This is a genomic window from Ferdinandcohnia sp. QZ13, from assembly GCF_031324165.1.
GTDB lineage: Bacteria > Bacillota > Bacilli > Bacillales > Bacillaceae_L > Ferdinandcohnia.
In genome coordinates this window covers 1,120,815-1,136,200 of record NZ_JAVIVW010000015.1, presented here as the reverse complement: position 1 = coordinate 1,136,200, position 15,386 = coordinate 1,120,815, and the positions used below count along the sequence as shown (strand labels likewise).

The following is a 15,386-nucleotide window of genomic DNA, read 5'->3' as shown; positions in this document are numbered from 1 at the left end:
AAGGTAAACTTTGTTTCTTATTAGAAAACTTTTTTTACATCTTACGATTACTATAGAAGGTGAAAACATGAATCTACAGACAGATGTTTGTATTGTGGGTGGAGGTCCGGCAGGTGCTTTGCTTGGCTATTTATTAGCAAAGAAAGGAATATCTACCATCGTTGTTGAGCGCACTTCAGGAAACGAACGTGAATTTAGAGGTGAGCACATCAACGCAGAAACCGAAGCTATTTTAAAAGAACATCATCTTTTCGATAAAATAGAAGCACTTGGATTATTAAAAATGAAAAAAGTTGAATATTATTATGGAAGAAATATTGTAAAATCAATCACTCCAACAGTAGAGGATCACGTTGGAATCCATATTCCGCAGCCGCATTTTTTAACTGCAGTTTCTAAAGAAGCAGCGCATTTTCCAAATTATCAATTGCTTTTAAACACGAGTGTCACTGAGTTAGTTCAGGACGAAAAAGGAAACTATACAGGTGTAAAAGCAAAGCAGAATGGACAAGAAATCAATATCTCAAGTTCAATCGTTGTAGGCACGGATGGTCGATATTCAACTGTTCGAAAACTTGCGGGCATTGTCGCTTCGGAGGAAACACATGGTTATGATGTGCTTTGGGCTAAAATCCCTGCACCTGCTGGTTGGGAGCCTTCAACAAAAATGGTTCTTGTCAATGGACATCAACTTGCATTATTCACGCAAACAGGTGGAATGATTCAAATCGGCTGGAACATTGAAGAAGGCACCTTTAATACTTTACGGAAGCAACCGCTAGAACCATTTTTGGAACCACTCTTAATAAGTTTTCCAGAATTAGAGCCAATCGTTCGTGAGCACATTCAATCCTGGAAAAACTTTGTTTGTTTAAAAGTGTTCAGTTCAACAGCAGACACGTGGGTGAAAGATGGCCTTGTCATCCTAGGAGATGCCGCTCACACGATGACCCCAACGGCTGCGATCGGAATTAACTGTGCGATTAAAGATGCACACGTTTTGGCACCCATCCTCGAGCAAGCCTTACTTGATGGAGACTTTAGCGAATCGCGATTAAAAGAATTCGAGATCGCTAGACGAGATGAAATTGAACAACAACAAGAAATGCAATTCGAAAAAGAAGAGTCATTCCAAACCAATTTTTTAGAAGTGGTTGGACATTAAAAGTATGCAGATTAGCGCTGCATGCTTTTTTTGTGATGCAAAATGGCTAAGAACAGTATTTAGAAATTAAGAGCAGTATTTTGAGATTAAAAACAGTAATTTGAGATTAAGAACAGTAATTCAGAATTAAAACCAATTTTAAAAGACTGTTTTCGCAAATTTTGTTGTTTTTGATATAAGTAAAATTAGACACATAGGTGCTCCTTCTAGTGATTGGAGCGTATGGCGCGAGAACCTTGAAAATGCACGCATTTTCTTCGTGCGCTGTAGTTTCAAGGAAGCAAACTCAACGTCCTGCGAGACCCCGCAGGAGTAATTAATGTTCGAAGCCTAAGAGCGCCACGTCCTGTGGCAACGGCTTCGTGACCTACATCGTGTAGACCTGAGGAGGCTTGCGGATCGCCCGCGGAAAGCGAGTGCCAGAAGCGGAACTCACCCTAATTCCACCAATAAACTTTAGGTTAATAACAACAATCTTTTAGAATAGAGCCAATTGAAACCGTAAAGTGCGTTTTCACAGTGAAGGTTAAAGAAAAGAAAGGAATTTTCCTGTTTCTACCGAATTAAAACTATAGCTATCATTAAAACAGGGGGAACACAAATACAATGAATCTAGTCAAAATAAAGGGAGAAAAAGTAACCTTACGTCAAGTAGAAAAAGAAGATTTACCAATGCTTTGGGAGATGCGCTATGGTGACCTTAATCCGGAATGGAAAAAGTGGGATGCGCCCTATTTTAGCCATAAGTTCATTGATAAAGAAACGTATTTAAAAAAAGTCGAACACCAACTCACCATGCAACGCCATCCACTAGATCAAATGATTATTGAAGCGAATGGTCAAATCATTGGGACGGTCATTTTTTACTGGGAAAGTGAGGCAACCAGATGGCTTGAAATGGGCATTGTCATCTATCTTCCTGAATATTGGGGCAACGGCTACGGAACGGAGACAATGAAGCTATGGATTGATTATTTATTTGAAACAATCCCGTACATCGAAAGGATTGGATACACGACATGGTCTGGAAATCATCGGATGATCAAGGTTGGTCAAAAGCTAGGAATGACACTCGAAGCACGGATGCGAAAATGCCGCTATTATAATGGCGTCTACTACGATTCAATTCGAATGGGCTTACTTCGGGAAGAATGGGAACAAATGAAATAGTATGTCAGACCTGCATTTCAGGAGAAATGCAGGTTTTTTTACGACTATATGATTACTCGCTTTCCATATCCATTCTTGTTACTTTTAGGTCAGCTTGCTTAAAATGTGGAAGCTTCTCGATGTTTCGGTATGGCATATAGGGAGGAATATCTACATTATTCATGGATAATGGAACCTCAATTTGGTCCCCAATATCAGCGCGATAGGGTGGCATCATTTCATTGGCCCTTGCCAATTGTTCAAGGGTATAGCCATTTTTAGATGCGATTTCCGGTAAAGATAACTGGTCCGTTATGGTTACTGTTTTTCGTAGTTTTTCAATCCGACAGGAGGATTGTTTAAATGTTGGTTGCCTTGACAAAGGGTCGGTATAATCAGCGGTTAATTCGTTAGCAGCTTGGTTATTCTCCCACGTTCCATAGTGAAAGGGAACGAATACTAAGCCTGGCTGGACTGTATCTACAATTCGGGTTGGAACCTGAATGGACCCACGAGGTGAGACAATTTTCACCATTTCTCCAGGGAGAAGCCCTAGCTTTTTGGCATCCACCATATTGATTTCTACATAACCCTGTGGCGCAATCATCTGTAGATAGGGGGAACGGGCTGTTTTTGTTCGGGTATGCCAGTGCCAAACAAGCCTACCAGTCGTTAACCAAAATGGATATTCAGGGCGTGGAACTTCCACGGGTGGTACATAGTAAGTTGGATTTCGAGAGGGTTTTGATTAACCGGAAAATCCTTAAGCAATTCCTGAATTAGCTGATAGCTCTTATAAAAGTGGCTATAAAGCTCTGAATGCACATCATCCTCTCCTTTCTATTCATGTCAATCTATGCAGGAAGGACTGGATTTATGTGCTGGTTATATACCTTTTATCTACCCGAGACTATGTAACTATCCTACCCACAAAAAATTTCCAATTCTAATTGACACCCTTTATATGGAATTGTAATATTATATATGAGCATATGCTCATATACTTTGCTGTGAAGTGGGGATCACTATGTATGATGTTGTGATTATCGGGGCTGGTCAAGCGGGTTTAGCGATGGGCTTTTATTTAAAAAAGACAAATCAATCTTTTCTACTTTTAGATAAGGCAAAGGAAATCGGTGAAGTGTGGCGAAACCGGTATGATTCGCTGACTCTTTTTACACCAAGATCTTATAGTGAACTTCCTGACTTTCAGATGCAAGGCCCAAGACATGGTTATCCAACAAAGGACGAGGTTGCCGATTATTTAACACAATACGCGTCCCACCATTCTTTACCCATCCAGCTAGATACAACGATTACTAAAGTAAGGAGGGCAGACACTGGTTTTGTAATCGAAACGACAAACAGCGTGATTCATACTAAAAATGTGGTAATCGCAACAGGTCCGTTTCAGGAACCTCTCCTTCCAAGTTTTGCAGCTTCCATACCGGCCACAGTGTTTCAGGTTCATTCCTCGCAATATAAAAATCCAGACCAACTCCAAAATGGACCTCTATTAGTAGTGGGTGGAGGGAATTCTGGGGCGCAAATTGCAGTTGAGCTAGCAAAGGAGCGGGATGTGTATCTATCGGTAAGTCAAAAACTTACTTTTATCCCTCAGGACCTAGCTGGCAGGAGCATTTTTTGGTGGTTTGATAAATTTGGTATACTCAAAGCAAATGTAACATCGCAATTAGGTCAAATAATAAAAAATCGCCCGGACCCGATCTTTGGATTTGAATTAAGAAAGGCTATACAATCTCAAAAGATCATCATAAAGCCAAGAACGATGGACGTAAAAGAAGATACATTCTTTTTCCAAGATAACAGCGATTTAAAGGTCGCAAATGTTGTATGGGCAACAGGATTTAGAGCAAATTATCAATGGCTCCAAATCCCAGAAGCATTCAAACAAAATGGTCAACCTCAACATAAAAGGGGTATCACGAATATTGAGGGTCTTTATTTTTTAGGTCTACCTTGGCAATCCCGAAGAGGCTCAGCCTTGTTGCAAGGAGTTGCAGAAGATGCAGAATACATCGTTCAGCATATACAGGATGCCAATCATTTTTAAGAAAGAAGGTTGAAAAAGTGGAACAAAAGGATCATTCCTTTTTATTGCAAACAACAATTGATGAAGCATCACGGATTTTTAAAGCACTCGCGGATCCCACACGAATCAAGATTCTGTACTTATTATCTCAAGAGGAGTGCTCAGTCAACCATATCGCAGAGGTCCTCGAAATGTCACAATCAGCTGTATCCCATCAGCTTAGCCTGCTACGAAATCTACGGTTGGTGACATACCGACGCGAAGGTAACACATTCCTTTATACATATGATGATGAACATGTCATTACCTTGCTACACCAGGTTATTCATCATATTGAACACGAATAGGAGGGGAGTATGATGGGACATCACCACCATCATCACGGACACGACCATCATGGTCACCATCATCACCATCATTTTGATGAAGTGAGAGAAGGAAATAAAAAAGGTTTACTCATTGCGTTGATTATTACTACGGGTATTATGCTGCTGGAATTTTTCGGAGGATTAATTACAAATAGTTTAGCCCTATTATCCGACTCAGGCCATATGCTAAGTGACGCAAGTTCTCTATTTTTAAGTTTAGTGGCGTTTTGGTTTGCAACTAGACCCGCCTCACCGAAGAAAACCTACGGATTTTACCGATTTGAAATATTGGCAGCGCTTTTTAATGCAGTTACGTTGTTTGTCATTGCAGGCTTTATCGTATATGAAGCATTTCAGCGCTTTTTTGATCCACCTACAGTTGCAAGTGGGACAATGATGATTATTGCTGGAATTGGGCTATTAGCAAATTTACTTAGTGCTTGGTCATTGATAAGTAAAGGCGATGTGAAAAATAACGTCAACCTACGAAGTGCTTACCTTCATGTTTTAGGAGATGCTCTAGGCTCGGTTGGGGCGATTATCGCCGGCGTGCTGATGCTACTCTTTGAATGGTATATTGCGGACCCCATCATTTCGGTTGTGGTAGCTCTCCTTATACTAAAAAGTGCCTGGGGTGTTTTGACCACTTCCATTCATATCCTTATGGAAGGTACACCGATTACGATTGACCAAAAAGAAGTCAAAGCAACACTCGAGGAAATTGACGGAGTGATTGATGTACATGACCTCCACATTTGGACGATTACATCAGGCATGGATTCGCTCACTTGTCATATTTTAATCAAGGATGACCATGATAGTCAGGACATTTTACAGCAAGCAATTGATAAAATACGAGATAAATTTAAAATTGAACACACCACGATTCAGATTGAAAAGTCAGCAATTGAGCATGTGGAAATGAAGGTTTAACACTTAAGGGACTAAGTTTGTCTAGTCCCTTTATACATAGGAGGAATTTATGGGTCAAAATCCGCATACCTATATGAAATCTCTGGCAGATTACTGCTATTTTAATGGGGCTGTCCTTGTGGCGAAAAGAGGCGAAATCTTGCTTTCAGAGGGCTATGGATTTGCAAGCTTTCAATATGAGGTGCCCACAACCTCAAAAACAAAATATAGAATCGGTTCGCTTTCGAAGACATTCACGGCAGCGGCTATTTTAAAGCTTGTTGAAAATGGGAAACTAGCATTAACTGATACAGTTGATGAATTTTTACCGGACATGAGGTTTGGTAGTCAAATAACGGTTCACCATTTATTATCCCATACCTCAGGAATCCCTGATTTTACTTCAGCACCAGACTATTGGAACAAATCGATGAGACTTCCTTCAACTCTTGAACAGGTGTTGGACTCCATCAAAGCTGTACCTCTTGAGTTCGAGCCAGGGGAAAGAATGGAATATTGTAATACTGGTTATCTAGTACTAACGGCACTTATTGAAAAGATTTCGGGAAAATCCTATTCGAATTTTTTAGCTGAAACCATATTTCAACCACTTGGTATGATGGATACAGGTGTTGATGATGGAAGATCGATTATTCCACATTTGGCAACAGGGCACACGATTAATCAAACGATCAATCATACCGAATACATAGACATGTCATTTCCACTTGGAGCATACGGCCTATACTCAACAGTAGAGGATTTATTCAAGTGGGGACAGGCCTTGCAGAATGGAAGCTTTTTAAACAAAGAACTCGTCGACCAAATGTTTACACCTAACCTTGATGGATACGGTTATGGGTGGTTTTTACTAGATGAACCTGAAAAGGCAGCGTGTCATTCGGGGGATATTAACGGCTTTGTAAGTGATTTTTATTTGTATGTAGAAAAAGATGTAACCATCATCGTATTATCAAATCTAAATATTACACCAGTCGAAAAAATAAGTCATGATCTTTCAAAAATAGTATATGGCAAGGATGTAGAACCAATCGAAATCCTCCCGAAACTAAAACAGAAAATCAACAACAAGCCACTAGTAGGCGAGTATGAAAATAAACATACAAAGCTAACGATTCAACAAAACAATGGAAACTCATTACTTTTAACAGTTCCTAAAAAATATGGGGTTCCATATACGTATCCTATTAATCTTGTAAAAGTAGAACATGACCGAATTAGTTTTCAGGCTGAATATTTATATGAAACGTTAACATTTGAATTGGGCGATGACGGTATAAGATTGCATTATATAGACAGTTATGGGCGTGAACAAGCGTTTGTAAAAAAATGAGCATGACTTTTTTAAATATGATTTTGTATAGTAAAATGGATGTATCAATGGTTCTATATTAGGAGTTGGAAGCATGAGAGTTCTCGTTATAGAAGATAATGAAAGTGTATGTTCCATGATTGAAATGTTTTTTTCAAAGGAAGGCATTGAAGGAGAGTTTGTCCATGATGGCCTAAAGGGCTATAACCGCTTTAAAGAGGAAAACTGGGATTTACTCATTGTAGACTGGATGCTGCCAGGCATGGATGGGGTAACCATCTGCCGAAAAATTCGTGAGGAGAAAAGTTCCATTCCGATTATCATGCTCACAGCGAAGGACAGCGAATCTGATCAAGTATTGGGACTAGAAATGGGGGCTGATGATTATGTCACAAAGCCATTTAGCCCACTTGCCTTGATGGCACGGATTAAGGCGGTCACAAGACGTTACAATAGTAAGCCAACAGAAGAAATGGAAACAGGAACACTTCGAACCGAACATTTTCAAATCAACAAGAATACAAGAGAAGTCATTCTTAATGGGACGCCAATCACGAATTTAACCCCTAAGGAATTTGATTTATTATATTATTTTGCACAGCATCCGAAGCAGGTGTTTTCAAGGGAACAGTTATTGGATCGTGTATGGGGTTATCAATTTTATGGAGATGAGCGCACGGTTGATGTACATATAAAGCGGCTCCGTAAAAAACTAGGTACCGCCAACCAACCCTTTTTCCATACCGTTTGGGGTGTAGGCTACAAATTCGATGAGTCCATTGAGGGAGAAAAATGAAATTTCGGTATATGTTTCAGCAGCTTGTAAGTCACATAAGCGTGATTGTGGTTGCATTTGTTATTTTAAGTATTGTGTTCGCGCATTACGTTGGAAATCTTGTCTTTGAAGAAAAAGTTCAAGAATTGACGACATATGGTGAGAATATCATTACCGATATTAGTCGTACTTCGAATGTCGATGGATTAATTCGTCAATACTCAAACATGTTAGCTGAGAGAAATATATTATTTACGGTGTTTGATGAAAATGGTGTAAGCCTAAGTGCTGTAGGTGGATTTGTACCACAAGTGGAGTTGAAAAAGAAGGAATGGGACAAGGTCCGAAGTGGGCATATCGTGTCCGTCAAACAGGATTATAAGCGTTTTGAGCAGGAAGTAACGTTTATTGTCATGCCATATATGGTTGGTCAAACCTTTGTCGGTGGTGTCCTTCTAGCGTCACCCATCAGTGGAACACAAGAAATGATTCATGATATTAACCAATATTTGTTTTACACGATGTTTTTGGCACTAGCAGTTGCTATTTTAATGAGCTGGCTTTTGTCGACGATTCATGTGAAGCGCATCAAACGCTTAAGAAAAGCAACCTCGATGATTTCGGATGGTGATTATTCAGTGGAATTGCCTTCATCTGATTTTGATGAAATAGGTGAGCTATCTAAGGATTTTAACAAAATGGCGCAACGTTTACAGAAATCAATGGAGGAAATCGAAAGCCTTGAGAGCAGGAGACGGAAATTCATGGCCGATGTTTCTCATGAAATGCGGACACCTCTCACAACGATTAGTGGTGTGATTGAAGGATTAAAAAACGATCTGATTCCAGAAGAAGAAAAGGAAAAGGGAGTTCAATTAGTAAGTCAGGAAACAAAGCGCCTTATCCGTCTGGTGAATGAAAACTTGGACTATGAAAAAATTCGCTCCAATCAAGTAACGCTTCAAAAAGAAACGATTGAATTAGTCGAAGTGCTAGAGGTTGTAAAAGATACACTTGAGCCACAGGCGGATGAAAAAAATGATCAAATAATCGTTGAGGTCCCTGAAGGTTTGATGATTACAGCCGATTACGACCGCTTGATACAAATTTTAATTAATATTATAAAAAACAGTATCCAATTTACAGATAACGGCACTATTTGGATTCGAGGAAGAGCAGGAGAGCATGAAACAGTCATCGAAATCGAAGATACTGGAGTGGGAATTGATTCGTCAGAAATCGAGAACATCTGGCATCGTTTTTATAAAGCTGATGTTTCACGAACCGGAACGCCATTCGGTCAATTCGGTCTAGGACTTTCGATTGTGAAACAGCTCGTCCAACTTCACAATGGGAAAATTGAAGTGTCTAGTGAAAAAGGAAAAGGAACAAAGTTTGTCATTCGAATACCTTCAGAGTAAATCCATCATTTTTTTGATGGATTTTCTTCAATTTTTTCCATGTCTTTTCAAGGTTTGTTAATATTTTGTTCATAATTTTTGTCTATGATAAATACATGGAGTTAGTTAAGGAGGAATTCATAATGGAAAACGATAAACGTTTTAATGAATTTAATCATACAGAAGAGGATCCAAACAACTTAGAGAATAGTGAAAATCGTATTGAAGAAAATCAATCTGAACAACCAGAGATGAAAGTAGATCCTGAAGTAGAGCAAGAGCTTTCTGTTCCGGTGAAAGCAGAAACGGTTCAACAATCGGCGGTTACTGAAGAAACAACACTTCGCTCATCAAAGCCAAAAGAAAAAAAGTCAAATGGAAAAATGAAAGGCTTTCTATCAATGGTATCTGCTGGTGTCCTTGGTTCGGCATTAACGCTGGGAGTCGCACCACATATTGACGGATTACAGGGATATTTTAATTCAGATACGCCTTCAAATGAGAAGCAATCAGAAGTGATTGAAGCTTCTGGTCCTGTGAAAATCCAACAAACAGCAGTCAGTGACTCAACGTCTTCTGTTGCAGATATGGTTGAAGATGCATCAAAAGGGATCGTTGGAATTACGAGTATGCAAGCACAACAAAACCCGTTTGGCAGAAATAACTCACAAAGTGTCCCAAGTGGAACAGGTTCCGGAGTTATTTTTCAAAAGGATGGCGATAAAGCCTATATTGTGACGAATAACCACGTCATCGAAAATGCAAATGAAGTGGAAATCTCCCTTTATAATGGTGAAAAAACAATGGCTAAGTTGATTGGAACAGATCCATTAACCGATTTAGCGGTTTTAGAAATAGATTCTAAGAATGTAGAGGCGGTTCTACAATTTGGTGATTCTGAATCTCTACGCCCTGGTGACCAAGTATTTGCAATTGGAAACCCACTTGGACTTGATTTGTCAAGAACGGTTACTTCAGGGATTGTAAGTGCGAAGGATCGTAGCATTTCAGTTGATACCTCAGCAGGTAGCTGGGAATTAAACGTTATTCAGACAGATGCTGCAATTAACCCTGGTAACAGTGGTGGTGCACTATTAAATACACAAGGGCAAGTTATTGGAATTAACAGCTTAAAAATTGCAAATAGTGGTGTAGAAGGATTAGGATTTGCGATCCCTAGTAATGATGTCGTACCGATTATTAACAGTTTAATTGAAAGTGGTAAAATTGAGCGTCCATTTATCGGTATTGGATTGGCGGATCTCGCGGAAATACCTAGAATGTATTATGCCGACCTTCCTGAAGATATAAAAGAAGGAGTTATCGTAACAAGTGTTGCACAGAACTCTGCTGCTGAGAAAGCTGGCTTAAAAATGACCGACGTGATTGTGAAAATCAATGATACTGAGGTTAAGAGTTCAATGGATCTTCGAAAATACTTATATTCAAAAGTAAAAATTGGTGATGAAATTGAATTAAGCTTTTACCGCGGCGGTAAACTTGAAACAGCAAAACTAACCTTAACAAGTAATAATACTGGAATTGAATAACGCTTAGCGGTGAAGGGAAAAAACAATGGGGAAAACAAAACTAGCCTGGGTCGTTGGGGCAATCTTATGTATTGTCATAGCGATCATTGGATTCACATATGTAAAGAAGGATGTAGTTGCAAGTGTAAATGGCGTAGAAATTGAGCGCGATGAACTGCACACATCATTAGAAAAATTTTATGGTTCACAGGTTTTAGAAACATTGATCACAAATAAAATCATTGAACTAGAAGCAGAGAAAGAAAACATAACGGTCTCTGATAAAGAGCTGGATGAGGAGTTACAGGCATTAATTGACTCCTATGGAGGAGAGGAAACCTTTACGAGTGCCATTGAAGCGAGTGGAGTAACCCGTAAAGAAGTCGAAGACGATATCAAACAGTTTATCCAAACGAAAAAACTACTTGAACCAAGAATTGAGATTACGGATGACGAGGTAAAAACGTATTTTGAAGAAAACAAGGATTCCTTTGTTCAGCCTGAACAAGTTCAAGCAAGTCATATCTTAGTTGATGATGAAGCCACTGCAAGTGAAGTTGCTACAAAGCTTGCAGATGGTGCAGATTTTGCTGAATTAGCGAAAGAGTATTCAAAGGATACTGCTAATGCAGAGGCTGGTGGAGAGCTTGGCTATTTCGGAAAAGGTGAAATGGTTGCTGAATTTGAAAATGCTGCATTCTCGATGGGAATCGATGAAATTAGTGCCCCTGTAAAAACAGAATACGGATACCATATCATCAAAGTGACCGATAAAAAAGAAGCGAAAGAAGCTACCTATGAAGAAAGCAAAGACTCCATTTACAAAGTCCTGTTTGATCAAAAAATCTCAGAAGAATACAGTGCTTGGTTGACTGAAAAAACAGAGGAATACAAGATCGAACGAAATCTATCATAATATGTTTTAAGACCCAAACCTAAATATGGTTTGGGTCTTTTAATGTTTAATTGGTTCTTTAAGGAAATACTTCCGACAAATTTTTCTATTGGCGACAACATTTCCCGGGAAACGACAGCATGCATTTGTTACTGACAGTATTTTAATAAAGAGCAAATTAATCAAATTTCACTAAATGGTTAATTGTGGTATTATTTCCACAAATAACAAATATTGATAATAGGGGTGAAATATGAAATTTATCATTGTTTGTCTTTTTATCCTATTTATTGTGAGTGGGATCGTAAAAAACAAAGATAAGAATTATGCCAACAAGTAGGTGTGTCACTGATGCTTCTGGGGACTTTAAAAGCATTAGCCTTATACAACGTCGACAGTTTTTTAGGTGACGATCCTGTTCCATACTTAGATATTTTTTTCATTAATCCAGAACGAATGGACCTTTATGGGAATCTATCAATTGGAGTAGCACTATTTGGGCTTATCATATATCTGTTTTCAGAGATTAAAAGATAGGAGGATTTGTCATGGGCTATATCGAAGAGCTAAGAAAAGTTGTTGGCAACCGACCGCTTAATTTAGTTGGTACGGCAGTTGGAGTAATTAATGAAAAAGGTGAAATCTTGCTTCAGCAACGAAAAGACGGTGTTTGGGGTGTTCCTGGAGGATTTTTAGAATTAGGGGAATCCACAGAAGATGCGGGTAGGAGAGAAGTACTAGAAGAAACAGGGCTGCAAATCGGAAAAATGGAACTAGTAGGCGTGTTTTCCGGAAAAGGCCACTTTGTCAAACTACCAAATGGAGATGAGTTTTATCCCATTACCATCGCTTATATCACAAGAGAGATTGTTGGAGGACAGCTTGACGTGAATCGTGAAGAAGGGCTTGATGTACAGTTCTTTAGTCTCTATTCACTTCCAGAAAACATTAATCCGCTTATTTCCAATTTACTACATACTTACCGGCAAACTAGAAAAGTATAAAAAGCACTTGACAATCTTCAAAAAAATAAATTTACCAATGTTTTTTTAGTCCAATAGTATGATATGATAGTGGTATGTCATCAAAAGGCCTTTCATTCTTAGTGCGATTAAGAATGAAAAGGGGAATTTTGATTTGAAGAAAAGAACATGGACGTATGAAGAAATAGAGTTTCTCAAGGACAATGTAGGTCGAATGAAAATCTCTACGATTGCGAGTCACCTACATAGAACGGAGACGGCCGTTGAATTAAAGATTAAGAGATTAGGGATTTCCAATACAAAGTCTTTCACCGGTCAGTTAACGATGCATGAATTGGCAACTCTATTAAAAATTGATCCAAAGTCTGTAAAGCTTTGGATTGACAACCATGGATTAAAGTACACAAAAAAGGCAACACGAAATACACGGAAATTTTACTTTATTAAACCTGAAGATTTTTGGGATTGGGCAAAGATCAATAAAGACCGAATTGACTTCTCCAAAATTGAAAAAAATGCAATCGTACCTGAACCTAGCTGGGTTGAAGGGGAACGTTCCAAGCAGAAGAGGGTCAATTACCGGTCATGGACTACTGTTGAAATTCATTCCATGATTGAGCTTGTCGCAATGGGTAAACCATTTTCAGACATTGGAAAAAAATTAAACCGTAGCCCAATTAGCATTCAACGTAAATATCAGCGTATGCGTAACGCCATTAGATAAGCAGAATACCAAACTATACAAAAGGCAAAATTGTTGAAAAACAATGACGCAAAGCCACGGGCCTAAGGAGAACTCTCTATGGCGGCCGGGTTGCTATAGAATGGAAGGGTACCTTTATTTGATGACGAAAAAGTGGGAGAGACTAGTTGGTAACTAGCCTCTCCCGTTTTCTTTTTGCTAGCTTATTGATCTAGTGACTTACTATCTAACTCTTTAACGCCATTCATAATTTGTACTGCAAAACCGACACAAGTAAGAATAATACTTAAAGTAAGAAAATATGCTACAAACATGTAACCTTCACCTCATTACAGTATTTTTTCTATTTCTACTTTTAGTATAGTGTGAACCTGTGTAGTAGGCTGTGATGTGTATCACAGAATAGCCTCTTTTTTTGATATTCCTCGTGAAAATTGGAATCAATTCACGTTGTAGTTCTTTTTTTAATGTGATATATTTTTTTAGATAGAAATTGTGATAACGGAAGGATAATTTGCATGAGCTATATAGATGAAGTTCAAAAACGAAGAACATTTGCCATCATCTCACACCCGGACGCTGGGAAAACGACGATGACTGAAAAATTGCTTTTGTTTGGTAACGTGATTCGTGAAGCGGGAACAGTTAAAGGAAAAAAATCAGGAAAATTCGCTGCATCGGACTGGATGGAAATCGAAAAGCAACGTGGAATCTCGGTTACATCAAGTGTGATGAGTTTTCCTTATGAAGACTTTTACGTCAATATTTTGGATACACCAGGACACGAGGATTTCAGTGAGGACACGTATCGGACATTAACGGCTGTTGACAGTGTTGTGATGATCATTGACTCCACAAAGGGTGTTGAGCCACAAACGATTAAGCTTTTCAAAGTTTGTCGAATGAGAGGAATTCCGATTTTTACATTCATTAATAAGCTTGACCGTGAAGGTAAGGATCCACTTGATCTTTTAGCGGAAATTGAAGAGGTGCTTGGGATTGAGTCCTATCCAATGAACTGGCCAGTTGGTATGGGCAAACGATTTTTAGGGATTGTCGACCGTTATAACAATCGGTTCGTTCATTTTACTGGGAACGAAGATGAAAAAATCATTCCTTTAGAGGAGCTAGAGGACGGCAAGCATCCAGCCATTACAGATACACCGGTTTATGACAGTACACAAGATGAGTTACTCCTATTAGATGAAGCTGGAAACAATTTTGATGTGGAGCGTGTCGCTAACGGAGAGCTTACTCCTGTATTTTTTGGTAGTGCACTCGCAAACTTTGGTGTGGAAACATTTTTTAATACATTTTTACGATTCGCATCAGCACCGAAGCCTCGTAAAACAAATCTTGGCCTAGTTCCACCAGAGGACGAAACGTTCTCGGGGTATATTTTTAAAATCCAGGCAAACATGAATACGAAGCACAGGGATCGAATTGCGTTCCTACGTGTCTGCTCTGGAAAGTTTGAACGAGGCATGAGCGTTAACATTACTCGTACCGGTAAATCCATCAAATTGAATCAGACCCAACAATTTATGGCGGCAAGCCGTGAAACAGTTGATGAGGCATATCCTGGGGATATTATTGGTATTTATGACCCGAACGTATATCAAATCGGTGATACATTAATTGCTGGTAAAGAAGATATGCATTATCAAGAGTTACCTGTGTTCCCACCGGAAATGTATCGTAAGGTTCGCGTGAAGAACGTGATGAAGGCGAAGCAATTTAGAAAAGGAATTGAGCAACTCGTACAAGAAGGTGCGATTCAATTATTCAGACAGGAAACAAATGATGATTTCATTCTAGGTGCGGTTGGTCAGCTTCAATATGATGTGTTTGAATATCGATTAGAAGCAGAGTACAATGTTTCAGTTGAATTTAGTTCCCTCGGGAACCGGATTCCAAGATGGATTGCTAACAAGAATGTAGATACACGTCTATTCGATTCAAGAAGTTTACTTGTTCGTGACCGAAATGAACGCTATGTCGTTTTATTTGAAAATGACTTTACGTATCGTTATTTCCAGGATAAAAACAAGGACATCGAACTCATTGACTTATATGAAAGTAACGACTATAAAGGTGTTTAAATTAAATCGCCCAGAAACT

At 39.0% G+C, this 15,386-nt stretch carries 15 protein-coding genes and 1 riboswitch; of the genes, 14 read left to right on the top strand and 1 reads right to left on the bottom strand.

Translation table 11 applies throughout. The annotated features are described in order from the left end of the window. The first annotated feature begins 67 nt into the window (after nt 1-67). Together RGU12_RS19380 and RGU12_RS19375 are read left to right on the top strand one after the other, a co-directional pair. Complete coding sequence (locus RGU12_RS19380) at nt 68-1,165, top strand: FAD-dependent monooxygenase (RefSeq protein ID WP_309537490.1); 1,098 nt, start codon at nt 68-70, stop codon at nt 1,163-1,165. A gap of 606 nt (nt 1,166-1,771) precedes the next feature. Further along, nucleotides 1,772-2,335 carry a GNAT family N-acetyltransferase gene (locus RGU12_RS19375; protein WP_309537489.1) on the top strand — a complete coding sequence of 188 codons (564 nt, stop codon included), beginning with the start codon at nt 1,772-1,774 and terminating at the stop codon, nt 2,333-2,335. Nucleotides 2,336-2,387: 52 nt separating this feature from the next. Here RGU12_RS19375 and RGU12_RS19370 read toward each other — a convergent pair whose 3' ends face one another. Continuing rightward, nucleotides 2,388-3,023, bottom strand: a complete 636-nt coding sequence (locus tag RGU12_RS19370) for a molybdopterin dinucleotide binding domain-containing protein (RefSeq protein ID WP_309537488.1) — start codon at nt 3,021-3,023, stop codon at nt 2,388-2,390. A 318-nt stretch (nt 3,024-3,341) separates the two neighbouring features. On the opposite strand from RGU12_RS19370, the gene RGU12_RS19365 reads away from it, so the two are divergent. The 12 genes from RGU12_RS19365 to RGU12_RS19310 all read left to right on the top strand — a co-directional run bounded on the left by RGU12_RS19365 (nt 3,342) and on the right by RGU12_RS19310 (nt 15,367). Continuing rightward, the gene (locus RGU12_RS19365; RefSeq protein ID WP_309537487.1) at nt 3,342-4,388 is read left to right on the top strand and encodes a flavin-containing monooxygenase; all 1,047 of its coding nucleotides are present in this window, start codon (nt 3,342-3,344) and stop codon (nt 4,386-4,388) included. A gap of 17 nt (nt 4,389-4,405) precedes the next feature. Beyond that, nucleotides 4,406-4,714, top strand: coding sequence for an ArsR/SmtB family transcription factor (locus RGU12_RS19360; protein WP_309537486.1), 309 nt, complete (start codon nt 4,406-4,408; stop codon nt 4,712-4,714). 12 nt (nt 4,715-4,726) lie between these two features. Then, the gene (locus RGU12_RS19355) at nt 4,727-5,668 is read left to right on the top strand and encodes a cation diffusion facilitator family transporter (RefSeq protein ID WP_309538298.1); all 942 of its coding nucleotides are present in this window, start codon (nt 4,727-4,729) and stop codon (nt 5,666-5,668) included. A 49-nt stretch (nt 5,669-5,717) separates the two neighbouring features. Further along, entirely contained in the window at nt 5,718-7,001 is a 1,284-nt protein-coding gene (locus RGU12_RS19350) for a serine hydrolase domain-containing protein (RefSeq protein ID WP_309537485.1), read from the top strand. A gap of 73 nt (nt 7,002-7,074) precedes the next feature. Continuing rightward, on the top strand, nt 7,075-7,776 hold the full coding sequence (locus tag RGU12_RS19345; RefSeq protein ID WP_309537484.1) for a winged helix-turn-helix domain-containing protein: 702 nt from the start codon (nt 7,075-7,077) through the stop codon (nt 7,774-7,776). After that, on the top strand, nt 7,773-9,176 hold the full coding sequence (locus tag RGU12_RS19340) for an ATP-binding protein (protein WP_309537483.1): 1,404 nt from the start codon (nt 7,773-7,775) through the stop codon (nt 9,174-9,176). The genes RGU12_RS19345 and RGU12_RS19340 overlap by 4 nt, the downstream gene beginning before the upstream one ends. Nucleotides 9,177-9,298: 122 nt before the next feature. Further along, the gene (locus RGU12_RS19335; RefSeq protein ID WP_309537482.1) at nt 9,299-10,705 is read left to right on the top strand and encodes a S1C family serine protease; all 1,407 of its coding nucleotides are present in this window, start codon (nt 9,299-9,301) and stop codon (nt 10,703-10,705) included. Nucleotides 10,706-10,730: 25 nt separating this feature from the next. After that, nucleotides 10,731-11,600 carry a foldase protein PrsA gene (locus tag RGU12_RS19330; RefSeq protein ID WP_309537481.1) on the top strand — a complete coding sequence of 290 codons (870 nt, stop codon included), beginning with the start codon at nt 10,731-10,733 and terminating at the stop codon, nt 11,598-11,600. Nucleotides 11,601-11,930: 330 nt separating this feature from the next. Beyond that, a complete protein-coding gene (locus RGU12_RS19325; protein ID WP_309537480.1) occupies nt 11,931-12,116 on the top strand; it encodes a hypothetical protein in 186 nt (61 codons plus the stop codon). Between the two features lie 11 nt (nt 12,117-12,127). Next, on the top strand, nt 12,128-12,583 hold the full coding sequence (locus tag RGU12_RS19320) for an NUDIX hydrolase (RefSeq protein WP_309537479.1): 456 nt from the start codon (nt 12,128-12,130) through the stop codon (nt 12,581-12,583). A gap of 133 nt (nt 12,584-12,716) precedes the next feature. Then, the gene (locus RGU12_RS19315; protein ID WP_309537478.1) at nt 12,717-13,286 is read left to right on the top strand and encodes a DNA-binding protein; all 570 of its coding nucleotides are present in this window, start codon (nt 12,717-12,719) and stop codon (nt 13,284-13,286) included. Nucleotides 13,287-13,299: 13 nt separating this feature from the next. Continuing rightward, a riboswitch (cyclic di-GMP riboswitch) is annotated at nt 13,300-13,384 on the top strand. Between the two features lie 399 nt (nt 13,385-13,783). Beyond that, entirely contained in the window at nt 13,784-15,367 is a 1,584-nt protein-coding gene (locus tag RGU12_RS19310) for a peptide chain release factor 3 (protein ID WP_309537477.1), read from the top strand. Nucleotides 15,368-15,386: the final 19 nt, after the last annotated feature.

Excerpts from the sequence above, each read along its gene's own strand:
- RGU12_RS19375 (WP_309537489.1), top strand. The coding sequence starts at position 1,772 with ATGAATCTAGTCAAAATAAAGGGAGAAAAAGTAACCTTACGTCAAGTA.
- RGU12_RS19355 (WP_309538298.1), top strand. The coding sequence starts at position 4,727 with ATGGGACATCACCACCATCATCACGGACACGACCATCATGGTCACCAT.
- RGU12_RS19340 (WP_309537483.1), top strand. The coding sequence starts at position 7,773 with ATGAAATTTCGGTATATGTTTCAGCAGCTTGTAAGTCACATAAGCGTG.
- RGU12_RS19350 (WP_309537485.1), top strand. The coding sequence starts at position 5,718 with ATGGGTCAAAATCCGCATACCTATATGAAATCTCTGGCAGATTACTGC.
- RGU12_RS19330 (WP_309537481.1), top strand. The coding sequence starts at position 10,731 with ATGGGGAAAACAAAACTAGCCTGGGTCGTTGGGGCAATCTTATGTATT.
- RGU12_RS19335 (WP_309537482.1), top strand. The coding sequence starts at position 9,299 with ATGGAAAACGATAAACGTTTTAATGAATTTAATCATACAGAAGAGGAT.
- RGU12_RS19380 (WP_309537490.1), top strand. The coding sequence starts at position 68 with ATGAATCTACAGACAGATGTTTGTATTGTGGGTGGAGGTCCGGCAGGT.
- RGU12_RS19320 (WP_309537479.1), top strand. The coding sequence starts at position 12,128 with ATGGGCTATATCGAAGAGCTAAGAAAAGTTGTTGGCAACCGACCGCTT.
- RGU12_RS19365 (WP_309537487.1), top strand. The coding sequence starts at position 3,342 with ATGTATGATGTTGTGATTATCGGGGCTGGTCAAGCGGGTTTAGCGATG.
- RGU12_RS19345 (WP_309537484.1), top strand. The coding sequence starts at position 7,075 with ATGAGAGTTCTCGTTATAGAAGATAATGAAAGTGTATGTTCCATGATT.
- RGU12_RS19325 (WP_309537480.1), top strand. The coding sequence starts at position 11,931 with ATGCTTCTGGGGACTTTAAAAGCATTAGCCTTATACAACGTCGACAGT.
- RGU12_RS19310 (WP_309537477.1), top strand. The coding sequence starts at position 13,784 with ATGAGCTATATAGATGAAGTTCAAAAACGAAGAACATTTGCCATCATC.